Raw genomic sequence first — 24,560 nt, 5'->3', positions numbered from 1 at the left:
AAAGTGGGAGTGGTTTGAGGAAGCCACTCCCGACAAGCCTGTTATTTGCGCGGCAAGAACGCGTTTTCTTTCCAGATTTTGTAGTTGTCGCGGAACTGGTTCATGTCGGTCAGAACCTTTGCGAAGAACGGGTCATTCGCAGCTTCTTCTTTTGCAACATCATTCCAGGTCGCCCGGAATACGTCGAGCATCTCAGGAGACCACTGCTTGATCTGAACGCCGTTGTTTTCAATGTTGTCGATCATCGCTTCGTGCTGGATCGCTTCACCTTCTGCAAAGCTGTCAGTCATGGAAGCCTTACAAGCGTTTTCAATAATTGCTTTATGTTGGTCGCTGGCTTTGTTCCAAACGCTTTTGTTGATCAGCAGTTCGAACACTGTTGCCTGCTGGTGCCAACCCGGGAAGTAATTAAATTTTACCAGTTTATGGAAGCCAAGACGGGCATCAATTGCAGGCATGGAGAATTCAGTCGCGTCAATCGCCCCCTTTTCAAGTGCAGGGAAGATTTCACCGCCCGGCAGCAAGGATGTTGCAACGCCCAGCTTCTGCATGACTTTGCCGCCAAGACCGAAGAAGCGCATTTTCAGGCCCTTCAGATCTTCAAGAGAATTGATTTCCTTAGCAAACCAGCCGGATGTTTCTGGCGCGATGATGGCACATGGCAGAACTTTTACGTTGTAGCCAGCCTGATCATACATTTCCTGATAGAGGGTAAGGCCGTTGCCGTAGTAGAGCCAGGCGGCGTATTCGCCAGCTTCTGGTCCAAATGGGACAGCAGAAAACAGCGGTGCAGCGGGTATCTTACCAGCCCAGTAACCGGCTGTTGTGTAACCGGAGTTGATTTTTCCGGAGGAAACAGCTTCAAGGATCTCGAATGGTGGAACCAGTTTACCCGGCTCATACACCTTCATTTTGATGGTGCCGCCAGACATCAGTTTCAGCTGTTCAGCAACACGTGGAATTGGACTACCAAGACCCGGCAGAGACGTTGAGAAGGCAATTGGTGTTTTGAGTAACAGTTTATCGGCAGCATTTGCAACTGGTGCAGCGAGTACTGTTGCGGCCAGAGCGAGGCTCAAAATTGATTTATTCATTGTTTCCTCCAGAAGTGCATTCGGCTGTCGCAAAATACGCTCTCGCGCAGCCCTCCCAAACAACCGATATCTGGTAAATAATATTGACCTCTCAGATAAATCAAGAAATATATTTGAGCGTTCTAGCCGTTTTTCGGGCTTGACTAACGGGATATTACCTAGAGTGCAGTTACCTATGTTGCTATTGAAATCACCGCTACTCAGAGGGAAAAGAACGGTAAAACAACGCATTAGTGCGTAATGCATATGTTGATATATCATAAAATAAGGCTGTTTCGTTCTCCCCTTGAATTGAGAAATAAAATCAACCAGTATTGAAGTTCGTTCTGTTGGAAGTGTGAGTTATGGTGTCAGTAAATAATCTTTTTGAACCGATCGACCATGATACGGTCGTAGATTCTGTAACCGATCAGATCGAAGGCCTCATTCTGGCAGGGGTCTTAAAAGAGGGCACCAAGCTCCCCTCTGAGCGTGAAATTTCCGATCGTATGGGTGTCTCACGACCAAAAGTCCGAGAAGCACTGAAGCGTTTAGAAGAGTCCAATCTCATTAATATTCGCCACGGAGAGGGGTCGTTCATTGCACCCTTGATCAGCGCGGCTATGAGCCCCGCACTGATCAATCTCATCAGCCGTAACCAGACTGCGTTTTATGACTATCTCGAGTACAGACGTGTGCAGGAAGGATTCGCCGCGCGCTTAGCTGCTGAACGTGCCACAAAGCTGGATCTCGACCGGATAGAGGAATTGCTGGTTAACCTGCGAGAGGCGCAGGCTGCCGGTGATGATAGTGCCTCCAAGAAGAGCGACATCGCCTTTCACTCCTCAATCGTAGACGCCAGCCATAATGCGATGCTGGTTCATATGATGTCCTCCATCTATGAACTGACGAAAAAAGGCGTGTTTTATAACCGCGAGTTTCTGCGTGCCATCGATGGGACTGGAGAACAGCTATTGGAACAGCATGAGGAAATTGGGCGTGCGATCATGAACCGGAACAGCGCAAAGGCTGAAGATGCTGCGCACCGGCATATCGATTTTGTTGAAACGTCTTTCCGCCTCGGCCAGGACCAACAGCGGCGTGAGCTCATCTCCTCCAAACTCTTTGCAATTCAAAAAATTGAAGAGTGACCCTCGTGCTATTTGGGGTTGTGTCGCAAACTTTTTCAGTCTTGCGTGACATGAGGCTGATTGTCAAAACACAAGGGCTCTGTAACCATGCGATGAGGATTGCTGCTGTGGTCAGTTTCAAAGAAAGCCACTACCCCAAAGACGCGATCCTATATGCGGTTTTCTTTTACGTGCGCGACTCGGTTTCTTACCGCGACCTTGAGGAGATCATGCAAGAACGCGGGGTTGAGGTAGATCACGCCACGCTCAATCGCTGGGTTGAAAAATACGCGCCTCTCATTGCAGCCAAGGCTAAGAAGCAGAAACGTTAGGTTGGCACCTCCTGGCGGATGGACGAGACTTATATCAAGGTTAAAGGCAAATGAGTATATCAGTATCGGGCCGTTGATAAACAAGGAAAAACCGTTGATTTCATGCTCTCTGAGACACGGGATGAAGAGGCTGCAACCCGTTTTTATGAAGAAGCCATCGGCAACAATATCGTTGAGCAGGATCACCGCTTTATCAAGCGCATCACCAAACCCATGATGGGCTTTAAGGCCTTCCGGTCTGCAGCGGCGACGCTGGATGGAATTGAGGTGGCTCACATGATCCGAAAAGGGCAACTGGGACAGGAAAGCGTTCCAGCCTTTCGTCAGTTTATGGAGCTCGCAGGATAACTGCGTCCAGACCATAGCTGGATTCTGTCCGCACCTAAAATTTGCGACAGAACCCGTGACAACACCCTTATGAGGAGTCTACTTAGAAACCGAACTTCTGGGCTTGTCACCAAAACTTATAGCGAGACGGCCTTGTTGCAGGGGTCGCTCAGTGTCTGTAATTAGAAGGCTTGTTCGTCTTCATAAAGCTATCCGATGCCCCACAAGTTCCACGCCAGCCGTCGTCACAAATTTGACAAGAAGAAATATCGTGTCACGAACTGGCGTGACTATAACGAAAGTCTTCGTAATCGTGGTGATTTGACGATCTGGGTCAGCCGTGAGATCGGGAAGGAGTGGTCAGCGCAGCGCTGGACCACTCGCGGAGGGCAACGCAAGTATTCTGATTTAGCCATTGAGGTATGCCTAACACTGCGTAGCGTATACGCCTTGGCGTTACGACAGTCGCAAGGATTTATGCGCTCTGTGGTTCGATTGATGCAAGTTGATTTGTCAGTTCCAGATTTTTCAACGTTGTCCCGGCGAGCCGGTGGCTTGCAGATTACCAAGCCAGCAAAGGCCAGAACAGAGCCGGTGCATCTTGTGGTCGACAGTACTGGTGTCAAGATCTATGGCGAAGGCGAATGGCTTCAAAACAAACACAAAACTAAGGCAATGCGGCGATCCTGGCGCAAGCTCCATCTTGGTATGGACTTGAACACTGGCGAGATTGTATGCTCCGATCTCACCTATGAAAATGTAGGTGACCCGACCGTCCTGCCTGACCTTCTGGATCAGGTTGACGGTCCTGTAAACAAGTTTTTAGGCGATGGAGCCTATAACGGTGAGCCAACACGAAGGGTCCTTGAGACACGGTATGGAGATGACGTTGAGATTATCATTCCCCCACCCAAAACAGCTGTTTTAAGTCCTAAGGCTGACCGGAATCCGTCATCGCGAGATAAACATATTCTTGCGATCAAAGACAAAGGGCGCCTCGGTTGGCAAAAACAAACAGGCTACAATCAGCGCTCGCGAATTGAAACGCAGATGGGACGCTGGAAGCAAGTCATCGGCAACAAACTGAAGGCACGCACCTTTAACAATCAGAGGACCGAAACAAAGATTGGCGTTAGCATTCTCAACACAATAACCAAACTCGGCAGGCCCGCGTTCGAAGCAATCACATGACCTGAATTTACGGGTTTGGGCGTGCTTTAAGCTATTCACGACCCCTGCAACAAGGCCTGCCCGACCAGAGTCGGAACCAGAGGCAGATTTGGCCATCGTCAGGTTCGACGCCTCCGGCTTTGAACAGCGCTGGCAAAAGGGCGATGCAACCTTGCTGGAAACCGCAGAGGCGCATGGACTGACCCCAAACTTCTCTTGTCGGAGCGGGGTGTGTGGCAGTTGCCTCACCAGGAAACTGGCGGGAGATGTTACGTACCGCACGCCTGTTCCCGCTGAACATGCCGATGACGACGTGCTGATCTGCTGCGCGGTGCCCGCCGCAGGGACTAAAGAACTCATCCTCGAACTTTAAAACCCATCCACTTAAAGGAAACGAATTTCGGCAACACCGCCAATGATCATGCCGTTTAAACACAATGATGATCGGACATAAATTTGCTAAAGCCTGATACCGGCTCACTAAAGCGTTTCGAGATTAGTTTGAGGTGCATTGTGCGGCCTTGAAGTAGTTCCAGCATTCAGTTGGGTCGTAAAGATCACAGATTTCGCCGATGGCCTTGAAGACAGCCGAGAACGAGCGAGCGCCGATCTTGCGCAGGTGGGCTTTGAGTTTTGAGAACGCCAACTCAATCGGGTTCAGGTCTGGCGAATATGGCGGCAGGTAAAGGAACCAGCAGCCGTGTGCCTTCAAGGCAGCCGCCGCTTCTGTGTTGTAGTGCGTGGCAAAATTGTCGAGGATGACCACGGTGCCCGGTTCGATCTGCGGCACCAGCACGTGGCGGACATAAGTTGCAAAAGCTTCTCCATTCATTGCACCATTGATTATCCAGGGCGCAATCAATGCATCGCAGGTCAAGCCTGCAATCAGCGTCTGCGTGCCCCAACTCCCGAAAGGCGCGTCCATCACAAGTCGCTCGCCCCGGACTGCCCAGCCACGCTGACGGGTCAGATTGGTTTTGACCGCGGTTTCATCAAGAAAAACAATGCGCTCAGGCAGGGCCTTGATAGCCGGGAGGCGATGTTTGAACCAGTCAGACCGCCGTTGCTTTACTTTCAGGCGCTGACGCTCGCTGGCAACCAGCGACTTTTTTTATGCGTGAAGCCAAGGCGCTTCAGCAGCTGTGCAATGGCTGAATGATGTACCGTGATGCCCTCAGCATTGGCAAGCGCATCGCGCAGTTCAAACAATGTGATGTCCGGGTCTTGCATCACCAATTCTTTGAAGAACCCGACATAGGGGGCGAGCTTGCCAGTTCCACGAGGTCGACCCATTGGCGCTATGGTAGCCGATCCACAAACGCGCACCTCACGCCCCCAACGAGATCCTGTTGCAGCAGATATCTGAAGACGTCGCGCGGCCTCCCGACCCGATATACCGCCCTTGATCAGACGCGCAAAGCGTTCTCGCAGGTCTAGAGAAAGTGCTGCTGGCATATGGTGATCCTCCCAAACACAGGGAATCACACTTCCACCTCTTTGTGAATCTCAACGATTCAATTTTTGATCGAAACGCTTTAAATGGTCTGAGTATAACGCAAGCTTGCGCTGGCGCGGGGACATCACCGGGGTGAAGATCTTTGGTGTTGATGAATTGCAGGCAACCAAGCATGGACCAACGTCTGGTAGAGGGAGCATCCACTGCATCAGCTATCTGCCAATAAAGCCTGCAACGGGGGATATAAATGGTCCAAAAAAATACCAAGGAAGCCTTAAAGTGTCTTTTAGTCCGCTATTGCAGCAGCAGCCTCCATGTACTTCAGAGTTTGATGATTGCCATTTTGTCGTGGGTCATGTCGTGCATTGTGTAGCCGATGCCGCCTGTTCCATAACCCGATTGCCTGCGCCCTGCAAAAGGCATCCAATCGACACGGAAGGCGGTGTGATCATTGACCATCACAGCTGTTGCATCCAGGTTCCTTATTGCGTTCATGGCGGTATCAAGACTACTGGTAAAAACTGAGGCTTGGAAAGCAAATGGGAGGCTGTTTGCCATTGTAAATGCATCTTCGATCGCTTCGTAATCATAGATGCAAACGACAGGGCCAAAAATTTCTTTTTGAGACACGCTTACGTCGAGTGGTGGACGATGCAACACTGTCGGCGCATATGTTGTTGCTCCTAGTTTTTGCCCGCCAGCCAATACGCTGGCACCAGCTTGTCTTGCTTCCTCAACCCAATCTGATACCCGGTCGACTTCCCGGGGTCTTATGAGCGGACCGCATTCGGTTTCCTCATAAACTGCGTTCCCGACTACAAGTTTGGAAACTTCCTCAGCCAATAACGGGCCGATAGTTGCCGCAATTTTTTTTGGGGCATATATCCTTTGAACGGACACACAAACCTGACCGGAGTGATAATATCCTCCCTTAACAAGCTTTGGGATCATCTCCTCAATATCTGCATTTTCATCTATGATCACAGGTGCGGCCCCGCCATGCTCCAAAGCACATCTGGTTCCTTGCGCTAGCTTGGAGCGCAGCATCCAACCGACCTTGGCAGATCCGATAAAACTAAAGAACGCAACCCGCGGATCAGTCACCAGCTTCTCGGCGGTCGGTGTATCGCAAGGTGCAAAGCAGCACCATTCCTCGGCCAATCCCGCCTCATAAAGAATGTTCACGAATGATTGGCAGGACAATGGTGTATCATCTGCCGGTTTTACTAATACCGGGCATCCGGCAGCAACAGCAGGGCCAACCTGATGTACAATCAGATTGAGAGGGTGGTTGAAAGCCGAGACGGCGACCACAACTCCAATAGGCTCACGGCTGGTAAATGCCAGTCTACCAGCTCCTGCAGCGGTGAGATCCATCGGGATCTCTCTGCCAGCCAGACTCATAATATTGCTAGCACACAACTCTACACCATCAATCGCCCGTGAGACCTCGACACGTGCATCAATGAGGGGTTTCCCTCCCTCATTTGCAATCTGATACGCAAGTTCTTCAAATCGCGATTGCATTATGGTGGCGGTTTTTTTCAATATTTCAATTCGCCGATAGACAGGTATCCAATTTTTCCGGTGCATGTGAAGTTGATGCGCCACCGACAAACATGCATCAACTTCATCCCATGATTTTCGATCTACACTGCCAATAACCAACTGATCGAAAGGATTTACGACTTCTATGACCCGATCAGTCTTCAATGAATTTGTATTACTCATAACAGGCAGACCTTGGCTTTGAGTTCATCTACCAGAACCTTTTGGTTCTCAGAATAATCGACAGGCAGATCAATCAGATGTACTCCGCCAGCCTGAAAAGCGGCTTCAAATGTAGGCACTAAATCATCCGTTGCACCTATACGATGACCCGTCGCTCCATAGCACTCGGCGTATTTCACAAAGTCAGGGTTGGAGAACTTCAATCCCCAATCCTGGAACCCTGCTGCGACCTGCTTCCATCTGATCATACCGTATGAGCCGTCGTTCAGTACTGTAACAACCAGATTGAGCTTCAACCGGACAGCAGTCTCCATCTCTTGACTGTTCATCATGAAACCGCCGTCCCCACAGATCGCCATGACACGGCGCTCAGGGTTCAAAAACGCGGCCATCATCGCAGAAGGCAGCCCAGCCCCCATAGTGGCCAAGGCATTGTCCAATAGAACTGTATTTGGCTGATATGCCTTATAGTTTCGCGCATACCAGATTTTATAGATCCCGTTATCGAGGGCAATGATGTCCTTCTCGCCCATAACGCGTCTTGTATCAGCCACGAACCTTTGGGGGGTTATGGGGTATCTTGGATCATCAATTCCTTGCGCAAGATGTTTTTCAACTTCACGTTTAATTGTTCGGAAGTAGCTGATGTCGACCTTCAGGTCATTGCCCAGCTTGTTTTTCAGATGAGTAACCGAGTTACCCAGATCCCCGACGACTTCCACCTGCGGAAAATAGACCTGATCAACCTGCGCGGACTTATAGTTGACATGGATGACTTTTTTGCCGCCCACCTCCATGAAAAATGGAGGTTTTTCAACAACATCATGGCCGATATTGATGATCAAATCTGATCTGTCGATTGCGCAATGCATATAATCATTGTCTGAAAGAGCAGCTGTGCCAAGAAACAGGTCGGAACGTTCATCAACAACACCTTTGCCCATTTGCGTATCAAAAAACGGAATTCCGGTGGTATGGATGAAATCTGAAATTTCGCTTCGGACATTTTTTCTGTTCGCCCCTGCTCCAATCAGAACCAACGGCATTTTGGCATTCTTGATGAGCCCGACAGCATCAGAGAGAGCATGATCATCCGCAGTTGCGTAATAACGTGGGTGTGGCTCAATCACACTTGAGCTGCATGACTCTTCCGCGATATCTTCAGGAAGCTCCAGCAGTACGGCGCCCGGCCTTTCTTCCTCTGCAATACGGAAAGCTTCCCTCACCAAAGCCGGAATTGTATCTCCATGGACAATCTGCTTAGACATCTTACAAATTGGCTCGAACAACTTGACGATGTCGATGATTTGGAATTGGCCTTGTTTGGATTTCTTGATGGGCTTTTGACCAGTAATCATGATCAATGGAAATCCACCCAGATGAGCATAAGCTGCCGGTGTTGCAAAGTTGGTTGCCCCGGGCCCCAAGGTCGCCAGACAGACACCAGCTTTTCCGGTAAGCCTGCCATACGTGGCGGCCATGAAAGCAGCTCCTTGTTCATGGCGGGTGAGGATTAATTTGATGCTGGAGGTTCTCAGGGATTCGACAAAATCCAGATTTTCTTCACCGGGAACACCAAAGACATGGTCTACGCCCTCTGTTTCCAGTGCTTTGACGAATAAATCCGTGGCCTTCATTGTACTTTCTGCAGGGGTAACCATCTGGAAACTCTCCATTTCCGTGGTCCTTTACATTAAGGACGAGCGTACGTTTTATCGATTTAGTCGGCATAATCTCACAGGAACACTAATTTGCGTTACCCAGATATCTGTTGTTTTATAAAACTTGAGTTCGTTGGGTTCAGCGTACCCACTCGCTCAGGACGCCCTGCGCTGGAACAAGAGACAGTTTTGGCGCTGCAAAAGCTCATTGAGGGTGGTTTTACTGCGGGTCAGGCTTCCAAGTAGCTCGGTATCGGCAGATCAACGGCTTACAGATTTGCCAAGGATCTGCACGAAATACGGCTGTTTATGGATATGGCCGGCGATCGGCGTTGATGGGTTGGATGCCCCACCCCTACGGGCCCAATGGGCACATAGCTGATGGAGTGGATGCTCCCTCTACCGGGCATCTAAGCATGCCATAGTGATGTTGATGACGTCAGCAAGGAAGGGGGATCTCATGGGTGAGGTTCATTTTATCGGGATTGATCTGGCTAAAACAGTTTTTCATTTGCACGGTGCTGGGAGGGACGGAACCGTCATTTTCCGGAAAAAGCTTAGCCGCAGCAGAGTTCTCGAATTTCTTTCAAAATGGGATAAATGCACAGTGGCAATGGAAGCGTGCGCGACTGCTCACTTCTGGGGCCGGGAGATAGCCAAGCTCGGACATGAAGTGAAATTAATTCCACCTGTCTACGTTAAGCCATTTGTGAAACGGCAGAAGAACGATACCAATGATGCTGAAGCCATTGCCGAAGCGGCAGTACGTCCCACGATGCGGTTTGTCGCTGTGAAATCTGCAGACCAGCAGGGATTGGGAACGGTATTCAGGAGCCGTGATCTACTGGTTCGACAGCGCACTCAATTAATGAATTCCTTAAGGGCACATCTGGCTGAATTCGGTATTGTTTCAGCAAAAGGAACCGAGGCATTTAAAGCACTTATCGCAGCAGCCCATTCTGCAAAAACATCTTTACCCGATGATGTTTTGGAGATCATGGGTCTCTATGTTGCGGGCATAGCGGAGTGTACGACCAAAATCACAGTGCTTGAGAAGAAGATAAAACTCAGAACTCGACAGGACCGGTTGACGAAACGCTTACAAACGATGCCAGGTGTCGGTCCCATGACCGCTGCTGCCATTCAGGCATTTGCGCCGTCGTTGGACAGCTTTGGGTCCGGGCGTGATTTTGCGAGCTGGTTGGGCTTGGTTCCCAAACAACATTCAACCGGAGGCAAGGCGCGCTTAGGAAGAATTTCGAAGATGGGACAGCAAGATATCCGAAGGCTTCTGATCAATGGTGCCATGTCCCTGATCAACGCCACGCTTCGACCTGGAAAGCTTCGAAACAAGTGGCTTGAGGCTCTTTTGGATCGAAAACCCCGACTTGTGGCGGCTGTAGCCATCGCCAATAAAATGGCACGGGCCCTGTGGGCAATGATTGTGAAGGAACAGGATTACATAGAGCAACCGCAACGAATTGCCTGCTAGGAATCAAGACTAGTCAAGGGCAATGCAAGAAGGTCAAAAGCTGTAAGGAACAACGATCACCAATACCGAGTGAAGGTAAACCGCAAATATGCATCGAACCTCAGAGTTCGCATAGCTGATTAGGACCTTATTCTTGCGTATTCCATACCGGCCCGTAGGTGTTCATCTACATCCAGAGGCCTTACACATGACTGCACCTGATCAACCTGTTCCAGATAGTAAATTGGCACTTGCAAAACCGGGAGCATCCACACATGCATATTTGGCCATCTTGAGGAACAATCAGCGAACTTTAGCGATTGATTGAAGCAGCACGCGAACCTGTTCGGGCGAGAACTTAAATAGTCGCCCATCAGAGATCCGTTTCGCTGAGATCGGGTATTTGGGACGCCTAGTATCCAGGCCAGCAATGCGGAAACGCTCTTCCCCATCACTAAATATCTCGCCGTAGTTTTCCTTCTTTAAGCCATATCGCGAACACAGAAGTTCAAAGAGTTCTTTGTCTAAATCCTCATCCTGGCCCTCTGCCACCGGAACCTTTAGAGCTAACGGTGAATCTTGGTGACGGAGTGAATTGCGGCGTATCATAGCAAGTGATTGAGGCTTGCTTTTGACTCCAGAGGAGCTGATACGCCTATGACAGATGATAGTGTTATCCCGCTTGTGCAGCCAGGGGAATTTCAAGATGCACTTACGGAAGTTTTGCGTTCGGGTGCACAGCAACTTTTGCGAGCGGCCATTGAGAGTGAAGTCATGAGCGTGCTTTCGCTTTACTCGGACTTAAAATTACCAGATGGCCGTCAGCGGGTGGTTCGGCATGGGCATTTGCCAGAGCGACAGGTCCAGACTGGCGTTGGGCCAGTCACGGTCAGCAAACCTCGGATCCGGGATCGAGATGAGAATGCAGAAGAGAAAATTCATTACCATTCCAATCTGTTACCTAATTATCTGCGCCGTTCAACCAGTCTTGATGAATTGATCCCAGCGCTCTATTTGCGTGGGGTTTCTACCAATAATGTTCAGCAAGCTTTGAGTGCTTTGTTGGGTGTTGATGCCCCCAACCTTTCACCGGATGTCATCCGCGGCCTTGTCAAAAGCTGGCGATCTTTATGGGAAGAGTGGAAAACCAGAGACCTGTCAGCGCGCAACTACGTTTATATGTGGGCAGATGGCATCTATCTGAAAGCCCGGGGAGAACGGGAAAGTCGCTGTATTCTGGTGTTGATCGGGGCAACACCGGAAGGCAAGAAAGAGCTGATTGGCTTTGATGATGGCTACCGGGAAGATACTCAGAGCTGGCGGGAGCTACTGCTTGCTCTCAAAGCTCGCGGCTTGCAGATCGAACCGAAGTTGGCTGTCGGTGATGGTGCTCTGGGTTTCTGGGCGGCATTGCGGGAAGTCTTTAGCACAACAAAAGCTCAACGCTGCTGGGTCCACAAGACAATGAATGTCTTAAGCAAAATGCCTAAATCCTTGCAGGCCAAAGCAAAGAAAGATCTACAGGATATCTGGATGGCAGAGAACCGCGTAGATGCTGAGACGGCTTTTGATCTTTTCATAGAGAAATTTGAGGCCAAATACCCCAAAGCCACGCAATGCCTTGCCAAGGATAGGATCGAACTGTTGGCTTTTTATGACTTTCCTGCTGAGCATTGGGGGCATATCAGAACCACCAATCCAATTGAATCAACCTTTGCGACTGTGCGCCACAGAACAAGGCAGACCAAGAACTGCCTCTCCCGGGATACTGCAATGCCAATGGTCTTCATGCTGATCAAGGCAGCGGAGAAGCGCTGGCAGAAATTGAGAGGCAAAAATCAATTGCCTAAGATAATACAGGGTGTCATCTTCAAAAATGGCATCGAGAGTGATGCAAACCAAAATCACGCCGCGTGAAACCCATCACCAACTTTTGCGGTTAGCTCCGCGAATAGCAGCAAGCGCCACTTTCGCTTTAAAAGCCGGCCTATGGTTCCGACGGGGACGTCTGCTCATGGTGTTCTCCTGTTGGTCGCATCATGCCAGTTTCAGGAGCTAAATCCACTTATACTACCTGTCTAAAAAACCTGAGTCATCTCTTTGAGGTCTTAGGCTGGACTGGAATACTCATGAATCCAGGAACCGCGAAGCAGTATGATTTTTCTGTGGTATCTTCAGCAGATGGCCAGCGATTGCAGGGCCTGCTCAACAAGGCTGCTCGATAATTATGAAATCGAAAGAAAACCGTGCGGAAGGTTTTGATCTGCTTGTCGGGCACAACTTGAGGGTGAACTTCAAACCGATTTTGTAAGCCACAAAACCTACGCAGGAACGACGAACCGGGAGGTTCTGGAAGCAAAGATTGAAGAGGCGTTGAATACTGGGAACAATCACCTCGTTAACGAATAGTGTTACCTCTTTGTAGGGTTTGTGTGGATGCCCAAACTTAATCTAAAAACAAAAAGTGTCATGCGAGGGTGACAAAAATGACTGCCACATACCTAATACAACACATTCACACTTAGAAACTCTTGTAATAAACCTTATGTGGCACAGCTCTAACGAGCCGTACTTCAAATACTAACTAACAGCGGAAGAGCCGCTGAAAACGGCTTCTGAAAAAGCTTGTGCGAAAGCATGCTGCCAATCAAAAACTATATGTTCCAGATTTAAGTTTAGGGCATCTATGCGGTTATGATTTCTGGCGCTGGCCCAGTTCCCACGAAGATGCAAAAGTGGCAGGATTTTTTAGAAGCCCCCTAAAGCTCTGATATTGTAAGGCATTATTTCGTAGCAAGATCACGTGTTTCGGTGCTGTTTTATGGAACAAGTAAGCTTTTGAATGAAAAGGACTAGATTTTTGTTCCGTTTTTCTTAAGTTTCGGAACATTTTGAAGCAGGCTGACAAATCCTGCCGAAAATACACGTTCGTGGGAACTGGGCCTTGATTGAGGAAACTACTTTTCTGAACTGAAACCTTAAGGAGATTTGCAAATTAGCGCTCTACGGGCTCAGTTCAAAAAACCATAGGTTTTACTGGACGGTAGAGCGAGCCTAATGCATATTCGGAAAAAATTACACGTATCCTGAACAAACCTCTAATTGCCCCACGCTTTGTTGTACTCTCCTAAAAAGCCCAGCTGGCCCGAAGCTCCAAAAGTGGTCGGTTCCGGCTGAGTGCAAAATGGATCGGACATTTGTTAATTTACGTTAACCAAAAACAAATTGACAGAATCGGGTTCTCTGCATATTTCTATTTCCACTATTTCGTGCATTTTTGGTATATGGTGGAAATGAGATAAATGACAATTTCAGAAATCTCCAAGCAGGTTGCAGAAGATTATAACAGCTTAGCTGCTACCATTGAAGCGACTTCCAGTATCCACTTTCCTCCTCAAGCCAAGAAATCTCTTCGATTGTTTTCTGCAAGCGAAGCCGCGAATTTGGTAGGCGTTACAACTCGTTACCTTGCTATGACAGCCGAAGAGATCAATTTGGAACTCATTCGACATGGAAAAGCGAATTCACGAAATTATAGTCTTAGTCAGATCAATCAAATCAGAAAGCATCTTGCTGTAAAGGCCGGTTGGGAAACTGAAAAGGGCTTTTCCTACGATCCAGTTCGTCGGGAAAACGAAGGCTTAGCAGTAGTTGCTGCTGTGAACTTTAAAGGCGGATCTGCGAAATCTACGACTTCTGCGCATTTTGCTCAATATGCGGCTCTTAAAGGGTATCGAGTTCTGATGCTTGATCTCGATCCTCAGGCCTCAGCTTCGAGTATTTTTGGGAAGGTCCCTGAATATCTTGAGGAAGATGAAAGCCTCTATGCAGCCCTTCGTTATGACAATCCACTAAGTCTGTCTGAAGTCGCGCAAAAAACTTATTTTGAAAACATTGATCTGGTGCCTTCAGGTCGATGGGTTTCAGACTGGGAGTATGATGCTCCGCGCGTGGCAACTGAAGCTAAGCTTATAGAGAGACAAATAGCGGAAGAGCTTGAGCAAATAAATATTCGGCTTAAATCTCCAAATTTGAACAATGATCAGTTTGAGAAAATTCAGGCGACACAACAAGAGCTTGCTAAGCAATTGACAGCAAGTACCGTTGAAAAGTTTTATTTTATGCGGTTGCAGATGGCGCTCACTGATGTGGCAGATGACTATGATATTGTCGTCTGTGATACCGCGCCAAACCTCGGCTATCTCTCAAACGCTGCCATTTTCGCCGCAAACCATCTCTTGGTAACAATTCATCCGCATTGGCTTGATTGTGAGAGTATGGCTCAGTACTTGGCTTCATTTCAACAACACCAAAGCGACCTTGAAAATGCAGTGAGAAGATCTTTGGGTGCGGAGTACCTCACAGATAAGACCTTGCATTATTTGGTTACGCGCCATGACACAACAAGCGCTCCAGAAGCGCAAGTTGTTGCCATGCTACGTAGCCAGCTGTCGAACGTGCTCACCAATGTTCTGGTTCGCAGCTCTGCAATCACGGAAGCAGGGACTTATCAGCAGACAGTTTACGAGGCCGAGCGCGCTAAATTCAACGGAAAAACCTACGACCGCGCCGCTGAATCTCTTAATGCCGTTAATGCGGAGATAGAGGCAATTATTCAGAAGGGTTGGGGGAGATCATGAGCAAGAGAAAAGAACAGCAGGATAAACTAGCAGCAATCTGGGCGACTAAGAAGGTGGGTGGGCCTACACGCCAAAATGCGCCCTCCCCTCAAGATACGCTCGGTGTCACCGGAGCTAAACAATCGGATGCTAGTTCATCTCGAAAGGGAGCGAGTCCACTTGGATTACTCTCTGAAGCACTTATCAACGTGGGCGAACATAAAACATCTTCTATGGTTGTGGATGAGATAGTTGTTATTCCGTCTGAGAGATGTTTGCCTTCCTTTATCCGTGATCGGTTTGATTTTTCGGAAGATCCAGATTTTCTATCTCTAAAGGAATCTATTGAGAGCAGTGGCCAACAACTTCCTATTCTGGTCCGCCCACACCCTACTGAGGACGGTTGTTACCAAATCGCTTTTGGGCATCGCCGTCATAGAGCCTGCCAAGAACTCAGCTTTCCTGTTCGTGCTGTCGTCAGAAATATGTCTGATGAAGAGCTTGTTATTGCTCAAGGCAAAGAAAATAACGAGCGCGAAGATCTCACCTTTATAGAGATGGCTTTGTTCGCAAGTCACCTTCGAAAGAACTTCCCTCGACGGGTTGTTATTTCTGCCATTGGTAAAAGTTCAAAAAACTACATATCAATGCTTGCAACTATTACTGAAGCCATACCGGAATCAATAATCAAAAATATTGGTAAGGCTAAAGGGGTTGGTCGGCCTCGTTGGGAAAAGCTCGCTTCCTATTTTGCAGCTGGACAATTACGCGGCGAGTTAAACGCAGAATTGAATTCTCTCTTAGAGACTATAGAATTTGATAGTGCTTCCAGCCCAAAACGATTTGAAGAGGTTTTGGGACTGTTAGAACAAAGCTCTCTGGTAGAAAAACCAAAGCAGATATCCAAACAGCTTAAGGCGAAGAACGGTGGTAATCTTGGCGAAGTCCAGATCTCGGAAAAGATGTTTCGTTTAACAATTAAGCGCGATGTAGCACCTGAGTTCGCAGACTATTTATCTAGTCATCTTGAAAAATTGATTGCTGATTTCGAAAGTGAAGGAAAATAATCATGACCTGACAGGTAAGAAAAAAGCCCACTTAACGCGGGCTTTAATCGTATTTGAAAGCGCAAGCGCTCCAATCAGTTTAGCAACTTTATATTAGAGCGTCTCTGATGTTATTTCAACCCTGCTTTTGTCAGGGAACGGATTTCTGCGTCTTTCTCATAATTTTGGGTACTTCAACCAGCCGCATAATTTGCGGCGGGGATATGAGATGCTGCATCAATCAATAGCTCCATTTCGGCGAATTAATCCTGCCATTCTGTCCGCTCAATGTCTTGCCAGTGAACCGTTGACTGAGGATATTGTAAAGAAAGATCTCGCCATGACTTTGAAACGGGCAGCTCCTGTTTTGAAGATCACTGGGACGCCTTACCAGATCCTGGACATTCTGCTCGGTTTGGTGCGAGCGGAAGACTTACGAGCGGGTGGGCGACCATTAGTTGCAATCTCTAATGAGAAGCTTGCTCAATATACAGACAGGTCCACTCGCACGGTCAGTCGGTGTATTAAGCGGCTCGTAGAAGCAGGTATTCTGGCATATGCAGATAGTCCAAACGGTCGCCGCTTCATCAGGCGTGATCGGAGTGGAGCGATAGACTACGGGTATGGCTTAGATCTTACACCAGCTTGTATGAGGCTCCAAGAACTACAAGAAAGCGTAACGGCTTTTCAGGAACAGTTAAAGCTAGAGAAGCAGGCTCGCCGGTTGGTTGTTGCTCGTGCGCGAGCGGTGAAGGATTTAGCGCTCTTGTTGGGAGACACAGGCATTTCGATTATGGATCGTTTGGAAGGGATTTTGGCCTTACCTCTTGACCCAGTTTCACGAGCCAAAGAAATAGAGACAATCTATCAAAATGCTTTGCAACTAGAAACAAAATTGTCGTGCTTGGGTGACAAAAATGGCGCTGCTATATCTAATACAACACATCCACACATTAAGAAAGAAGTAGAAACTAACCGGAATGCCTCTAACGAGACATCCTTAAATTCATCAAATGACAACGGCGCTAACACCGCCGTTGAAGTGGCTCTTGAAAAGAAGCCTGTCGCTACCTACGGGAAACTTCAAACAGGAAGTACAACCGCCCTCCCCTCGTCACTGCTTGCTGGAGTTTCAATAGGCTTGCTCAGTCAAGCGTGCAGCGAGGTTGGCGATCTACTGCAAGTACAGATTTCAAACTGGAATACTTTGTTTGCTTTAACAGAGGATCTGCGTCACCTTATTGGCCTTTCTGAAGCGGGATGGAACGCTGCTTGCACTGCTCAAGGCAGACATTTGGCAGCAGCTTGTCTTGTTGTGGTGGCTGAAAAGGCTTTGCGTGACCCGGAGGCTATAGGCAGACCTGGAGGCTATTTCCGCGCTATGATTGAACGTGCTAACGACGATAAGTTGAATTTACAAAAATCTATTTTTGGGCTGGTTCGCGCTTATGGTTTTAAGGGGTCACAGCTGTGACCCCTTAAACAGTATAGGGACATGGTGCATTGCGGGCCTCCACTGGTGCAAGGGTTGAAGGTGCTTTGGCTTTCGCTGCCTTGACCATGGCCGCACTTGGTTCGCGTTTGATATTGAGTTGCTGGCCCTGCGCCTCCAATTTGTCGATAGCAGATTTTGCCGTACTACAAATCTCATGGATGATTTCATCAGCACTGGCAGAGCCGCGCACAATGTCATCAAGACGCGCTTCCATTGTTGCAGTTGTGCCAGAATCAAGCAGTGACGGGCAGCGCCCCTGCAGGAGATCGTAGAGCTGCATTGCCGTGTCGCTGGCAAATAGCTTTCCTTTGGAAATGTTGAGAAAGCCTTGTTTCTTCAGTCCCTCAATTATGGTGTCTCTGGTCGCTGGTGTGCCGATCCCTTTGGCTTCCTTCAGCCGCGAGCGTTGGCCTTCATCTTCAACAAACCTCCAAGCGTTTTGCATCGCCTCAATGAGAGAGCCTTCATTGTAACGTCCGGGCGCTTTAGTTTTTTGGCATCAACTTTGATGTGTGTGATTTTGACGCCTTCACCGTTGCCCACTTGAGGTAACTCAGCTTCATTTTCTGAAGAGGTCTTGTCTTCGATGAACTCACCATAAACAACGCGCCAACCTGGATTGATGGTAGATCGGCCCACCGTCTTGAAAATAACAGCCTGATCCTTCACCGGTACACTGATTGAAATCTGTGTCTGGTGATACTCATAATCTGGCCCAAGCGCAGCTAGAAATGTCTTGGCAATAAAATCAAACAGCTTTCCTTCATCATCGCTCAGAACGGCAATGATCTTTGAAAACTGATCGATCACAGCAGGGTTTGGAATGATGGCATGATGAGATTCTCCGGCCAATCCTGCGTCGGAAAACACGCCGCGCTTGCCGGTTCTGATTGTCGGAGCCTGCCAGTCCAGATCCTTGGCATAGCCACCACTAAGGAGAGCGGTAAAGACAGCGCTTGCCCCTTCAACCATATTCTCCGGGAGGTAACGCACAGCTGCACGAGGATAGGTTGTCAGCTTATGGGTTTCATAAAGCGCTTGAGCTGTCTCCAGCGTTTTCTTTGCCGTCCAACCCCACTTTGATGCTTGTTTTTGCAGTGTTGGAAGATCAACAGGTTTACCTGGAGCCTGACGCCGGTTTTCTTGGCGGACACTGGCAGGACCTTGCCAACCGGTCGCTGCCACCTGAATGGCTTCAGCTTTGGACCTGTCAAAGTAGCGCTCGTTGTCTGACGGCCGGTGATGCAGCTGGAACGGTCCTTTGATACCCTGAACATCAGCCGTCAACTCAAAATAATCCCGTGCCTTGAAATCTGAAAGCTCTTGTTCTCGCCTGCAGACAATTCCAAGTGTTGGAGTGCGAACCCGGCCAATGCCGATCACAGCGCGGACACCGGCAGGCACCAACTTTGTCGTTGCTGTTCTGGTGAGACTGAGATTGAATATTTGATCTGCTTGCGCTCTGGCAACAGCTGCATCATAGAGCGGGCGAAACGCTGTATTGGGTTTTGCTGAAGCAAACGCCTCGCGAAGCGTCTTTTCATCTTCCGCCGTAAACATCGCCCGCAATACGCGGCCCTTGAACCCATAAAAATGCAGAAGGTTCTCACCGATTGCCTGACCTTCGCGGTCGCAGTCAGTTGCGATGATGACCTGATCTGCAGACCTTAAAGCCTGCTTGATCTTGTCCAACCGCTCGCCCTTGCCATTGGATCTATCTGCAACCAGCAAGTACCGGCCACCTTGGGGCCGTAGCAACGCCGTTGACCAGGCTTTCCATTCTGGATTGGCCTCATCAGGAGATTGAAGGCGCAACAAGTGACCTTGTGCAGCAAAGACCTCGCCATAGCGAGTGCCAACCGCTTTCAGGACATTGCGGGCTTGAGAGGGTTTTTCAGTAATGATGATTGAGTTCATGATGCCCTAGGCGAGTGATCGTTGATTTTGCGCGTGCTCGAAAAGTGAGTTTCTTGAAAGTCCTTAGAGTGGAGGAGGCAACTCCAATCTATGTTTCAATCCATGCGATTCTACTGGAACAGTTTCGAGCTGCAAGAAAAATCACTCAGCTCTGTAAGAGGGCGAGCGTTGGCTGCAACTGTTTCATTTCAAAGGTGATAAGTTTGTGGGGCAGGGGAGACCGTGAGAGGACCGGGGTGTGATTACAGGTTCGGCACGGCGGTCTTGCTGCGCAATCCCTTGTTGCTCACCTTCCATCACACGCTTTGTTGCTGCTCGCTACACAAAACACGCCTTCGACATGTTTTCCTGGGCTTGCAAGAGGAGTGTTGCGCACCCGCTTAGGATATACGTAATGTGCGCATGGGATGTGCAACGGCTCCTCGTTGCAGGGAGTGCAGAATGCCTTTGAAAGATATTCGTAAAGGCGAGCAGGGCAGGCAGACCGAATTAAGCCAGAAATCTGGCTATCCTCTCTACAAGATATCAAAGTGGGAAAACACTCAGATCCGATGGATCTGGGGAAACGTCCAAGGTCACTGAGCCTTGGAAGTGACGCCAAATGCGCTTTACTCAAACGCAAGAATGTTGGACGTGCGAGCCGTGAAACTTGGAGGACTGGAGCCCGATACCCATTTCGGATCGTTGCACTTGAAAACAAAAAACTCCTAAGTCAGGCCAAAGCACTGCAGGTCTCTTGTGAATGGACGTTGAAGATCGAGCCAGGCCTTTTGAAAATCCAAGCCAGTTCTTTTTGGTTCAAACCCTGAATAATAAATGCGTCTTCGTCAACAAAGCGCACATGTATGCAATGAGCAGGAACAGGCAGTAACCAGATCCAGACGAGCTTCCATATGTGTCAGCGTTTTATGGGATCTTAAGTTCACAGGAAGAACTCCAGGGCTTTGAAATGCCGCATGAATTCGTAGACCACTTTGTTAAAGTTCTGAAACAAACAGATCTTGAGGATTTGGTTTGTATTCAGGGCCTTAAAGAGCCAAATGAGAAAGTGCATAATGCTCTCTAGAATAACTAATTCAGTCTATATTTCAATACCTTAATATGATTTCCTGAATAGCCACATTCAACCGTGTTGTTGCTGTTTGAGAAGCTGATGGGCCGGGAGTATCGTTGTGTTCCAGATCAATAAGTTGAAATCCTGAAAGTCCCAGCTGAATTGGTGGATCGTAAGATGAATGGTCCTGATGAATATGAAATCTTAAATTTGCCCTCTGATGAAGAGATGGACCGGATTTTGGTACAAATGAGGGAAAAGGGCAGGGGCACGTCTGCTACGCAGACCACGCCAGATCCACGCGCCTTTGGCGCTTACCAAGCCAGACACCTCCGCTCTTAAGGTTTCCTAATTCCCTTGCCGTCTCGAACGAGCCAGCAAGGACAAAACTCAACCTAAAGCGCTCCACTGTCTGTCTCGGCCTTCGGGGACTGTCCCTCGTGCAAAGATCTGCGGCAAGCCGCTGATGGATAAGTCTCCCTTCAATTTGCTCAAGGCAACCTGCAAGCAGGCATTCAAAGAATGACCTTGACCAAACTGAACGGCTCCGGGTGACGAGGAAAATGAAAGCGAACCTTCCAAACGGGGAGGGGAGTTATCAACTCTCTCGATCTCAGGGGACGACAACATGAATACCAAGATAATTCCATTTCCCACCAAACAAACAGCCATCAGCCGGTCTGAAGTCATCTCTTATTCAAAGGTGCTTGAGGCAGCTTGGGATGCTTCTTTGGAAGCAACCTTGGAATTTTATGAATCCAATGGTGATTTTTATGAGGAGGGCGGCGCCTTCGTTCTTCTGGAAGACTTGAACGCACCCTTTGTACGGCTCCTGAAGGTCAAAGGGATTGGAGAGCCAACGATTGCCGGTGAGTGGCGCATCTCGCTTTTGCTTGGCCTCGGTGTTTGTCAAACAAGTTGTCCGCTAATTTCATGCAGCGTCTCTGATTTCAGTGCAGCTTGTTTCGCGCTCCGGGTTTAACCAGACGGGCCCTGCTGGTAGCCAATTGCGTGTTTTTCCTGACCAACGTTCTGGCTTTTTCGTCCGAGCCTTTTCATAGATCATGGTGCGGTTGGCGAGGGACGCCTGGTCTTTCCCTGAATGACGCGTATCGGGAGTAACGAAGCGGATCGCGCTATGTAAGTGCTCGCTGTTATACCAACTGACGAAGGATTTCACCCAAGCCTGTGCTTCAGCTTGAGTAGCAAAGCCCTTGGAGGGCCAATCCGGACGGTATTTGCAGGTTCGGAATAATGCCTCGGAAAAGGGATTGTCGTTGCTGACACGTGGCCGGCTGTAGGAAGCAGTAATGCCCAGCCTTTCCATCGTCGTTTTCATTGTCGCGCCCTTCATTGGGCTGCCGTTATCTGCGTGCAGGACCAGAGGCTTGAGAATGCAGCCCTCGGCGAGTACCGCTTTTTCGATCAATTGTGCAGCTAGTTCTGCGCTCTCTCGCTCATGCACTTCCCAGCCGACGATTTTCCGACTGAAAATGTCCACCATCAGGTAAAGGTAGAAGAACATGCCTGCAATTGGCCCCGGCACCCATGTAATGTCCCAGGTCCACACCTGGCAGGGAGCATTAGCCTGATAACTGGTGGGTGGTTTGCGTCGTACAGGAGGCTTGGCACGGCCACGGTAATGCTGCTGTCCATCTGCGCGCAGGATGCGGTAAAAGCTGGATTCAGACGCCAGATATCGCCCTTGATCGGCCAGTGTTGGTACAATCTGACTGGGTGGCAAGCTAGCGAATTCCTCGCAATTGCAGACCTCCAGCACAACAGCGCGCTCATACTCACTGAGCCTATTAGCTGGCTCAGCGCGCGGCACGATGGGCCGCTGATCGGACTGAATTTGACCGTCTTTCGTCCATCTCCTGAATGTCCGTTCACTGATCTCCAGCTCGCCGCAGGCCATGATACGACGTGCACCAGCGGTGACAGCCTCGGTGATCAGAGCGACAGCAGTTTTGCGATCCGGGGTGCTGATCATGCGTCCTCTTCGCCCCCCCAGATCGCTGAGGCCTTTTTTCTCAGAATAAGCAGCGCGGCAGCCTCTGCCAGAGCCTTCTCCTTTCGGGCAAGGTCGCGTTCCAGGTCCTTAACCCTTTTCTTATCTTCTTTCAAAGCCTGGCCAAGACGTGCGGTGCTGGCCCGTTCCCAGTCATTTGCCTGCTCACAAGCTCCTCGCCAGGAGGCGATCTGTGACGGATAAAGCGCACGCTTACGGCAGTATTCGGCCAAGTCAGCCTCGTTTAACGACGCGGTTTCAAGTACAGCGGCAAACTTATCACGTGAGGACCAGCCTTCAGGGTCAGCATCTGCGCCAGGCAGAAGCTGGCCTTTGCCACGTGCCTCACCACGCCACTTATGCAGTGTCGCCTCGCTGATGCCTTCCTCCTTCGACAATCTCCGAATGGTTATGGTGTTCGGCGGCAGCATCCGCTTAAGCACTGCCGCCTTTCGCTCAGGTGAATATCCCACTTAATCTTCCTAGTCCGCCCTCTTGGTTAAATAGAGAAAAACAGAGACGCGGACAACTTCCCTGACACAGGGGGGTTATAAACTGACGATAGGCTGGACCGCCTTCCTGTCCCAGTTGCCCTTTTCGGATCATGCGAGCCACCTCAATACCATCCAGCGTCGCCGCTGCAGATCGGAAGGCCTTAAAGCCCATCATGGGTTTGGTGATGCGCTTGATAAAGCGGTGATCCTGCTCAACGATATTGTTGAGGTATTTGACTTGAAGAATGTCAATGAAGGAATGCCAGCGGCCCGCCAGGAAGAGGCAAATATTGATGTTGGTTAACCCGGCTTTGTTTGCTCCGCTTTTATCCATCACCACTTTTTCCGGCAGAATATTGTTGCCGATGGCTTCTTCAAAAAACGGGTTGCAGCAACCGGAAAGATAGGCACGGGCCAAACGTGTGACCGGTTCGGAGACGGCCATTCTTCCGCGCTCCAAGGCAGACATAGTTGATCTGATTGAAGCGCCCACCTTGAAACCCAGAAATGGACCAAACTGCTGTGCTGTAAGACCAAACATATCCCGCGCTTCCTTCAGTGTTTTGCCGTCCATTGCTTTGAAGGATGCTTTCTTCTCTATTTTTGTCAGCTCGGCTCTAAGTTCGCGAAGTGTCTCCACCGGCTTGATACTATCAAGAACCTCCTTCATCTCAGAAGGTGTATATCCGAGCCGAAAGCGGGTCACTCTAGCAACCCGCTCGACAGTTTTGGGGTCCATACTCATATAAAGTATTCCTGAGGCATTCATCCAACTCCAAAGGCTTGGAATATCAGAGCAATGGTTCAAATTTAAATGTAGCAAATTTTTACAACACTGTTCCATCTTTGGTTGTAAAATTTGCCACGTTTCCAGCATAATGGCTGTTGCCATTTTCGAACAAATAAGGAGCTTCAAAACTCGTCCTCCACGTTGAAGGGTAAGCGGTGTTTAGAGCCCACCTTGACTTTCTTGTTCCTCAAAATTCCAGGGCAGGAGTTCGTTGATCTTGCTTTGTTTGTGGCCTTGGGCGATTTTTGTGAGTGTGGTTGCAAGGTAGGTGTGTGGGTTGATAGCACCCAGTTTGCAAGTTTCAATAAGAGAAGCGATCATGGCCCAGTTTTCCGCTCCAGCATCATGACCGGCAAATAATGCATTCTTGCGATTTAGAGTTATTGGCCTGATTGTGCGCTCAACAGAATTGTTGTCCAGCTCTATGCGCCCATCGTCAAGGAAGCGGATTAGTCCATTCCAGTATTTGGCAATATAACTAAGGGCTTCTCCAAGAGGTGATTTTCTGGAGACCTTGGCCCTGTGGTTGTTCAACCACTCTTCAAAGGCTTCGATTAACGCTCTGCTGTGTTTCTGACGCGCGACCAGACGCTCCTGAGGACTTTGGCCCCGGATCATCTTTTCGATTTGGTATAGCTCGCCAATCTGGCGCAGGCCTTCCTCGGCAATAGGTGCGGTTTTGTTGCGTGCGACTTCATAGAGTTTGCGCCTCGCATGGCTCCAGCAATAGGCGAGCACCACCGGGCTCTTTTGTCGTTTCAGCAGCCGATTATAGGAGCTAAC

The 24,560-nt window shown here is 49.2% G+C and carries 17 protein-coding genes and 4 pseudogenes; 11 read left to right on the top strand and 10 right to left on the bottom strand.

What is annotated here, in order from left to right; genetic code table 11:
- Positions 1 to 41: 41 nt before the first annotated feature.
- Positions 42 to 1,094, bottom strand: a complete 1,053-nt coding sequence (locus tag BLS62_RS27545) for a TRAP transporter substrate-binding protein (protein ID WP_093190059.1) — start codon at positions 1,092 to 1,094, stop codon at positions 42 to 44.
- Between the two features lie 344 nt (positions 1,095 to 1,438).
- On the opposite strand from BLS62_RS27545, the gene BLS62_RS27540 reads away from it, so the two are divergent.
- From BLS62_RS27540 to BLS62_RS27525, 4 genes and pseudogenes are all read left to right on the top strand, one after another.
- A complete protein-coding gene (locus tag BLS62_RS27540; protein WP_093190057.1) occupies positions 1,439 to 2,224 on the top strand; it encodes a FadR/GntR family transcriptional regulator in 786 nt (261 codons plus the stop codon).
- Positions 2,225 to 2,331: 107 nt separating this feature from the next.
- Positions 2,332 to 2,883 (top strand): annotated as a pseudogene (locus BLS62_RS27535) (IS6 family transposase).
- Between the two features lie 195 nt (positions 2,884 to 3,078).
- Positions 3,079 to 4,053 (top strand): IS5 family transposase, encoded by a 975-nt coding sequence (locus BLS62_RS27530; RefSeq protein ID WP_093190054.1) that lies wholly within the window; start codon positions 3,079 to 3,081, stop codon positions 4,051 to 4,053.
- A gap of 88 nt (positions 4,054 to 4,141) precedes the next feature.
- The gene (locus BLS62_RS27525; protein WP_244283672.1) at positions 4,142 to 4,405 is read left to right on the top strand and encodes a 2Fe-2S iron-sulfur cluster-binding protein; all 264 of its coding nucleotides are present in this window, start codon (positions 4,142 to 4,144) and stop codon (positions 4,403 to 4,405) included.
- Between the two features lie 123 nt (positions 4,406 to 4,528).
- On the opposite strand, the gene BLS62_RS32345 is transcribed toward BLS62_RS27525, so the two are convergent.
- The 4 genes from BLS62_RS32345 to BLS62_RS27510 form a co-directional block, all read right to left on the bottom strand.
- Positions 4,529 to 5,038 carry an IS630 family transposase gene (locus BLS62_RS32345; protein WP_244283678.1) on the bottom strand — a complete coding sequence of 170 codons (510 nt, stop codon included), beginning with the start codon at positions 5,036 to 5,038 and terminating at the stop codon, positions 4,529 to 4,531.
- Positions 5,039 to 5,106: 68 nt separating this feature from the next.
- Positions 5,107 to 5,487, bottom strand: coding sequence for a helix-turn-helix domain-containing protein (locus BLS62_RS32340; RefSeq protein WP_200798632.1), 381 nt, complete (start codon positions 5,485 to 5,487; stop codon positions 5,107 to 5,109).
- Between the two features lie 322 nt (positions 5,488 to 5,809).
- Positions 5,810 to 7,219 carry an aldehyde dehydrogenase family protein gene (locus BLS62_RS27515; RefSeq protein WP_093190049.1) on the bottom strand — a complete coding sequence of 470 codons (1,410 nt, stop codon included), beginning with the start codon at positions 7,217 to 7,219 and terminating at the stop codon, positions 5,810 to 5,812.
- Entirely contained in the window at positions 7,216 to 8,880 is a 1,665-nt protein-coding gene (locus BLS62_RS27510; protein ID WP_200798631.1) for an acetolactate synthase large subunit, read from the bottom strand. Before BLS62_RS27510 ends, BLS62_RS27515 begins: the two co-directional genes overlap by 4 nt.
- Before the next feature lie 460 nt (positions 8,881 to 9,340).
- On the opposite strand from BLS62_RS27510, the gene BLS62_RS27505 reads away from it, so the two are divergent.
- A complete protein-coding gene (locus tag BLS62_RS27505) occupies positions 9,341 to 10,372 on the top strand; it encodes an IS110 family RNA-guided transposase (protein ID WP_093190046.1) in 1,032 nt (343 codons plus the stop codon).
- A gap of 282 nt (positions 10,373 to 10,654) precedes the next feature.
- Here the strand turns inward: BLS62_RS27505 and BLS62_RS27500 are convergent, their stop codons facing one another.
- Positions 10,655 to 10,903 carry a hypothetical protein gene (locus BLS62_RS27500; protein WP_143521623.1) on the bottom strand — a complete coding sequence of 83 codons (249 nt, stop codon included), beginning with the start codon at positions 10,901 to 10,903 and terminating at the stop codon, positions 10,655 to 10,657.
- A 105-nt stretch (positions 10,904 to 11,008) separates the two neighbouring features.
- On the opposite strand from BLS62_RS27500, the gene BLS62_RS27495 reads away from it, so the two are divergent.
- From BLS62_RS27495 to repC, 4 genes are all read left to right on the top strand, one after another.
- Positions 11,009 to 12,268, top strand: coding sequence for an IS256 family transposase (locus tag BLS62_RS27495; protein WP_093176470.1), 1,260 nt, complete (start codon positions 11,009 to 11,011; stop codon positions 12,266 to 12,268).
- A 1,385-nt stretch (positions 12,269 to 13,653) separates the two neighbouring features.
- Positions 13,654 to 14,991 (top strand): AAA family ATPase, encoded by a 1,338-nt coding sequence (locus tag BLS62_RS27490; protein ID WP_093190040.1) that lies wholly within the window; start codon positions 13,654 to 13,656, stop codon positions 14,989 to 14,991.
- The gene (repB, locus tag BLS62_RS27485; RefSeq protein WP_093190038.1) at positions 14,988 to 16,037 is read left to right on the top strand and encodes a plasmid partitioning protein RepB; all 1,050 of its coding nucleotides are present in this window, start codon (positions 14,988 to 14,990) and stop codon (positions 16,035 to 16,037) included. The genes BLS62_RS27490 and repB overlap by 4 nt, the downstream gene beginning before the upstream one ends.
- A gap of 208 nt (positions 16,038 to 16,245) precedes the next feature.
- Positions 16,246 to 17,490: a plasmid replication protein RepC gene (repC, locus tag BLS62_RS27480; RefSeq protein ID WP_093190035.1), complete on the top strand. Its 1,245-nt coding sequence runs from the start codon at positions 16,246 to 16,248 to the stop codon at positions 17,488 to 17,490.
- 4 nt (positions 17,491 to 17,494) lie between these two features.
- On the opposite strand, the pseudogene BLS62_RS27470 reads toward repC, so the two are convergent.
- A pseudogene (locus tag BLS62_RS27470) lies at positions 17,495 to 19,428 on the bottom strand (DNA topoisomerase).
- 1,231 nt (positions 19,429 to 20,659) lie between these two features.
- On the opposite strand from BLS62_RS27470, the gene BLS62_RS31130 reads away from it, so the two are divergent.
- Positions 20,660 to 20,824, top strand: a complete 165-nt coding sequence (locus BLS62_RS31130; protein ID WP_159436591.1) for a hypothetical protein — start codon at positions 20,660 to 20,662, stop codon at positions 20,822 to 20,824.
- A gap of 286 nt (positions 20,825 to 21,110) precedes the next feature.
- Positions 21,111 to 21,464 carry a hypothetical protein gene (locus tag BLS62_RS27460; RefSeq protein WP_093190023.1) on the top strand — a complete coding sequence of 118 codons (354 nt, stop codon included), beginning with the start codon at positions 21,111 to 21,113 and terminating at the stop codon, positions 21,462 to 21,464.
- Here BLS62_RS27460 and BLS62_RS27455 read toward each other — a convergent pair.
- The 3 genes and pseudogenes from BLS62_RS27455 to BLS62_RS27445 all read right to left on the bottom strand — a co-directional run.
- Positions 21,414 to 22,924 (bottom strand): IS3 family transposase gene (locus BLS62_RS27455; protein ID WP_244283677.1). Its coding sequence is split into 2 segments (ribosomal slippage): positions 21,414 to 22,498 and positions 22,498 to 22,924, totalling 1,512 coding nucleotides; the frame shifts between segments, so codons are not numbered across the junction. The genes BLS62_RS27460 and BLS62_RS27455 overlap by 51 nt on opposite strands.
- A gap of 154 nt (positions 22,925 to 23,078) precedes the next feature.
- Positions 23,079 to 23,369 (bottom strand): annotated as a pseudogene (locus BLS62_RS31810) (DDE-type integrase/transposase/recombinase); the annotation flags it as partial.
- A gap of 567 nt (positions 23,370 to 23,936) precedes the next feature.
- Positions 23,937 to 24,545: pseudogene (locus BLS62_RS27445) on the bottom strand (IS66 family transposase); the annotation flags it as partial.
- Positions 24,546 to 24,560: the final 15 nt, after the last annotated feature.

Source organism: Pseudovibrio sp. Tun.PSC04-5.I4, assembly GCF_900104145.1.
Taxonomy (GTDB): Bacteria; Pseudomonadota; Alphaproteobacteria; order Rhizobiales; family Stappiaceae; genus Pseudovibrio.
Note: the sequence above shows the minus strand (reverse complement) of the source record. Positions and strands in the feature narration are given on the sequence as shown.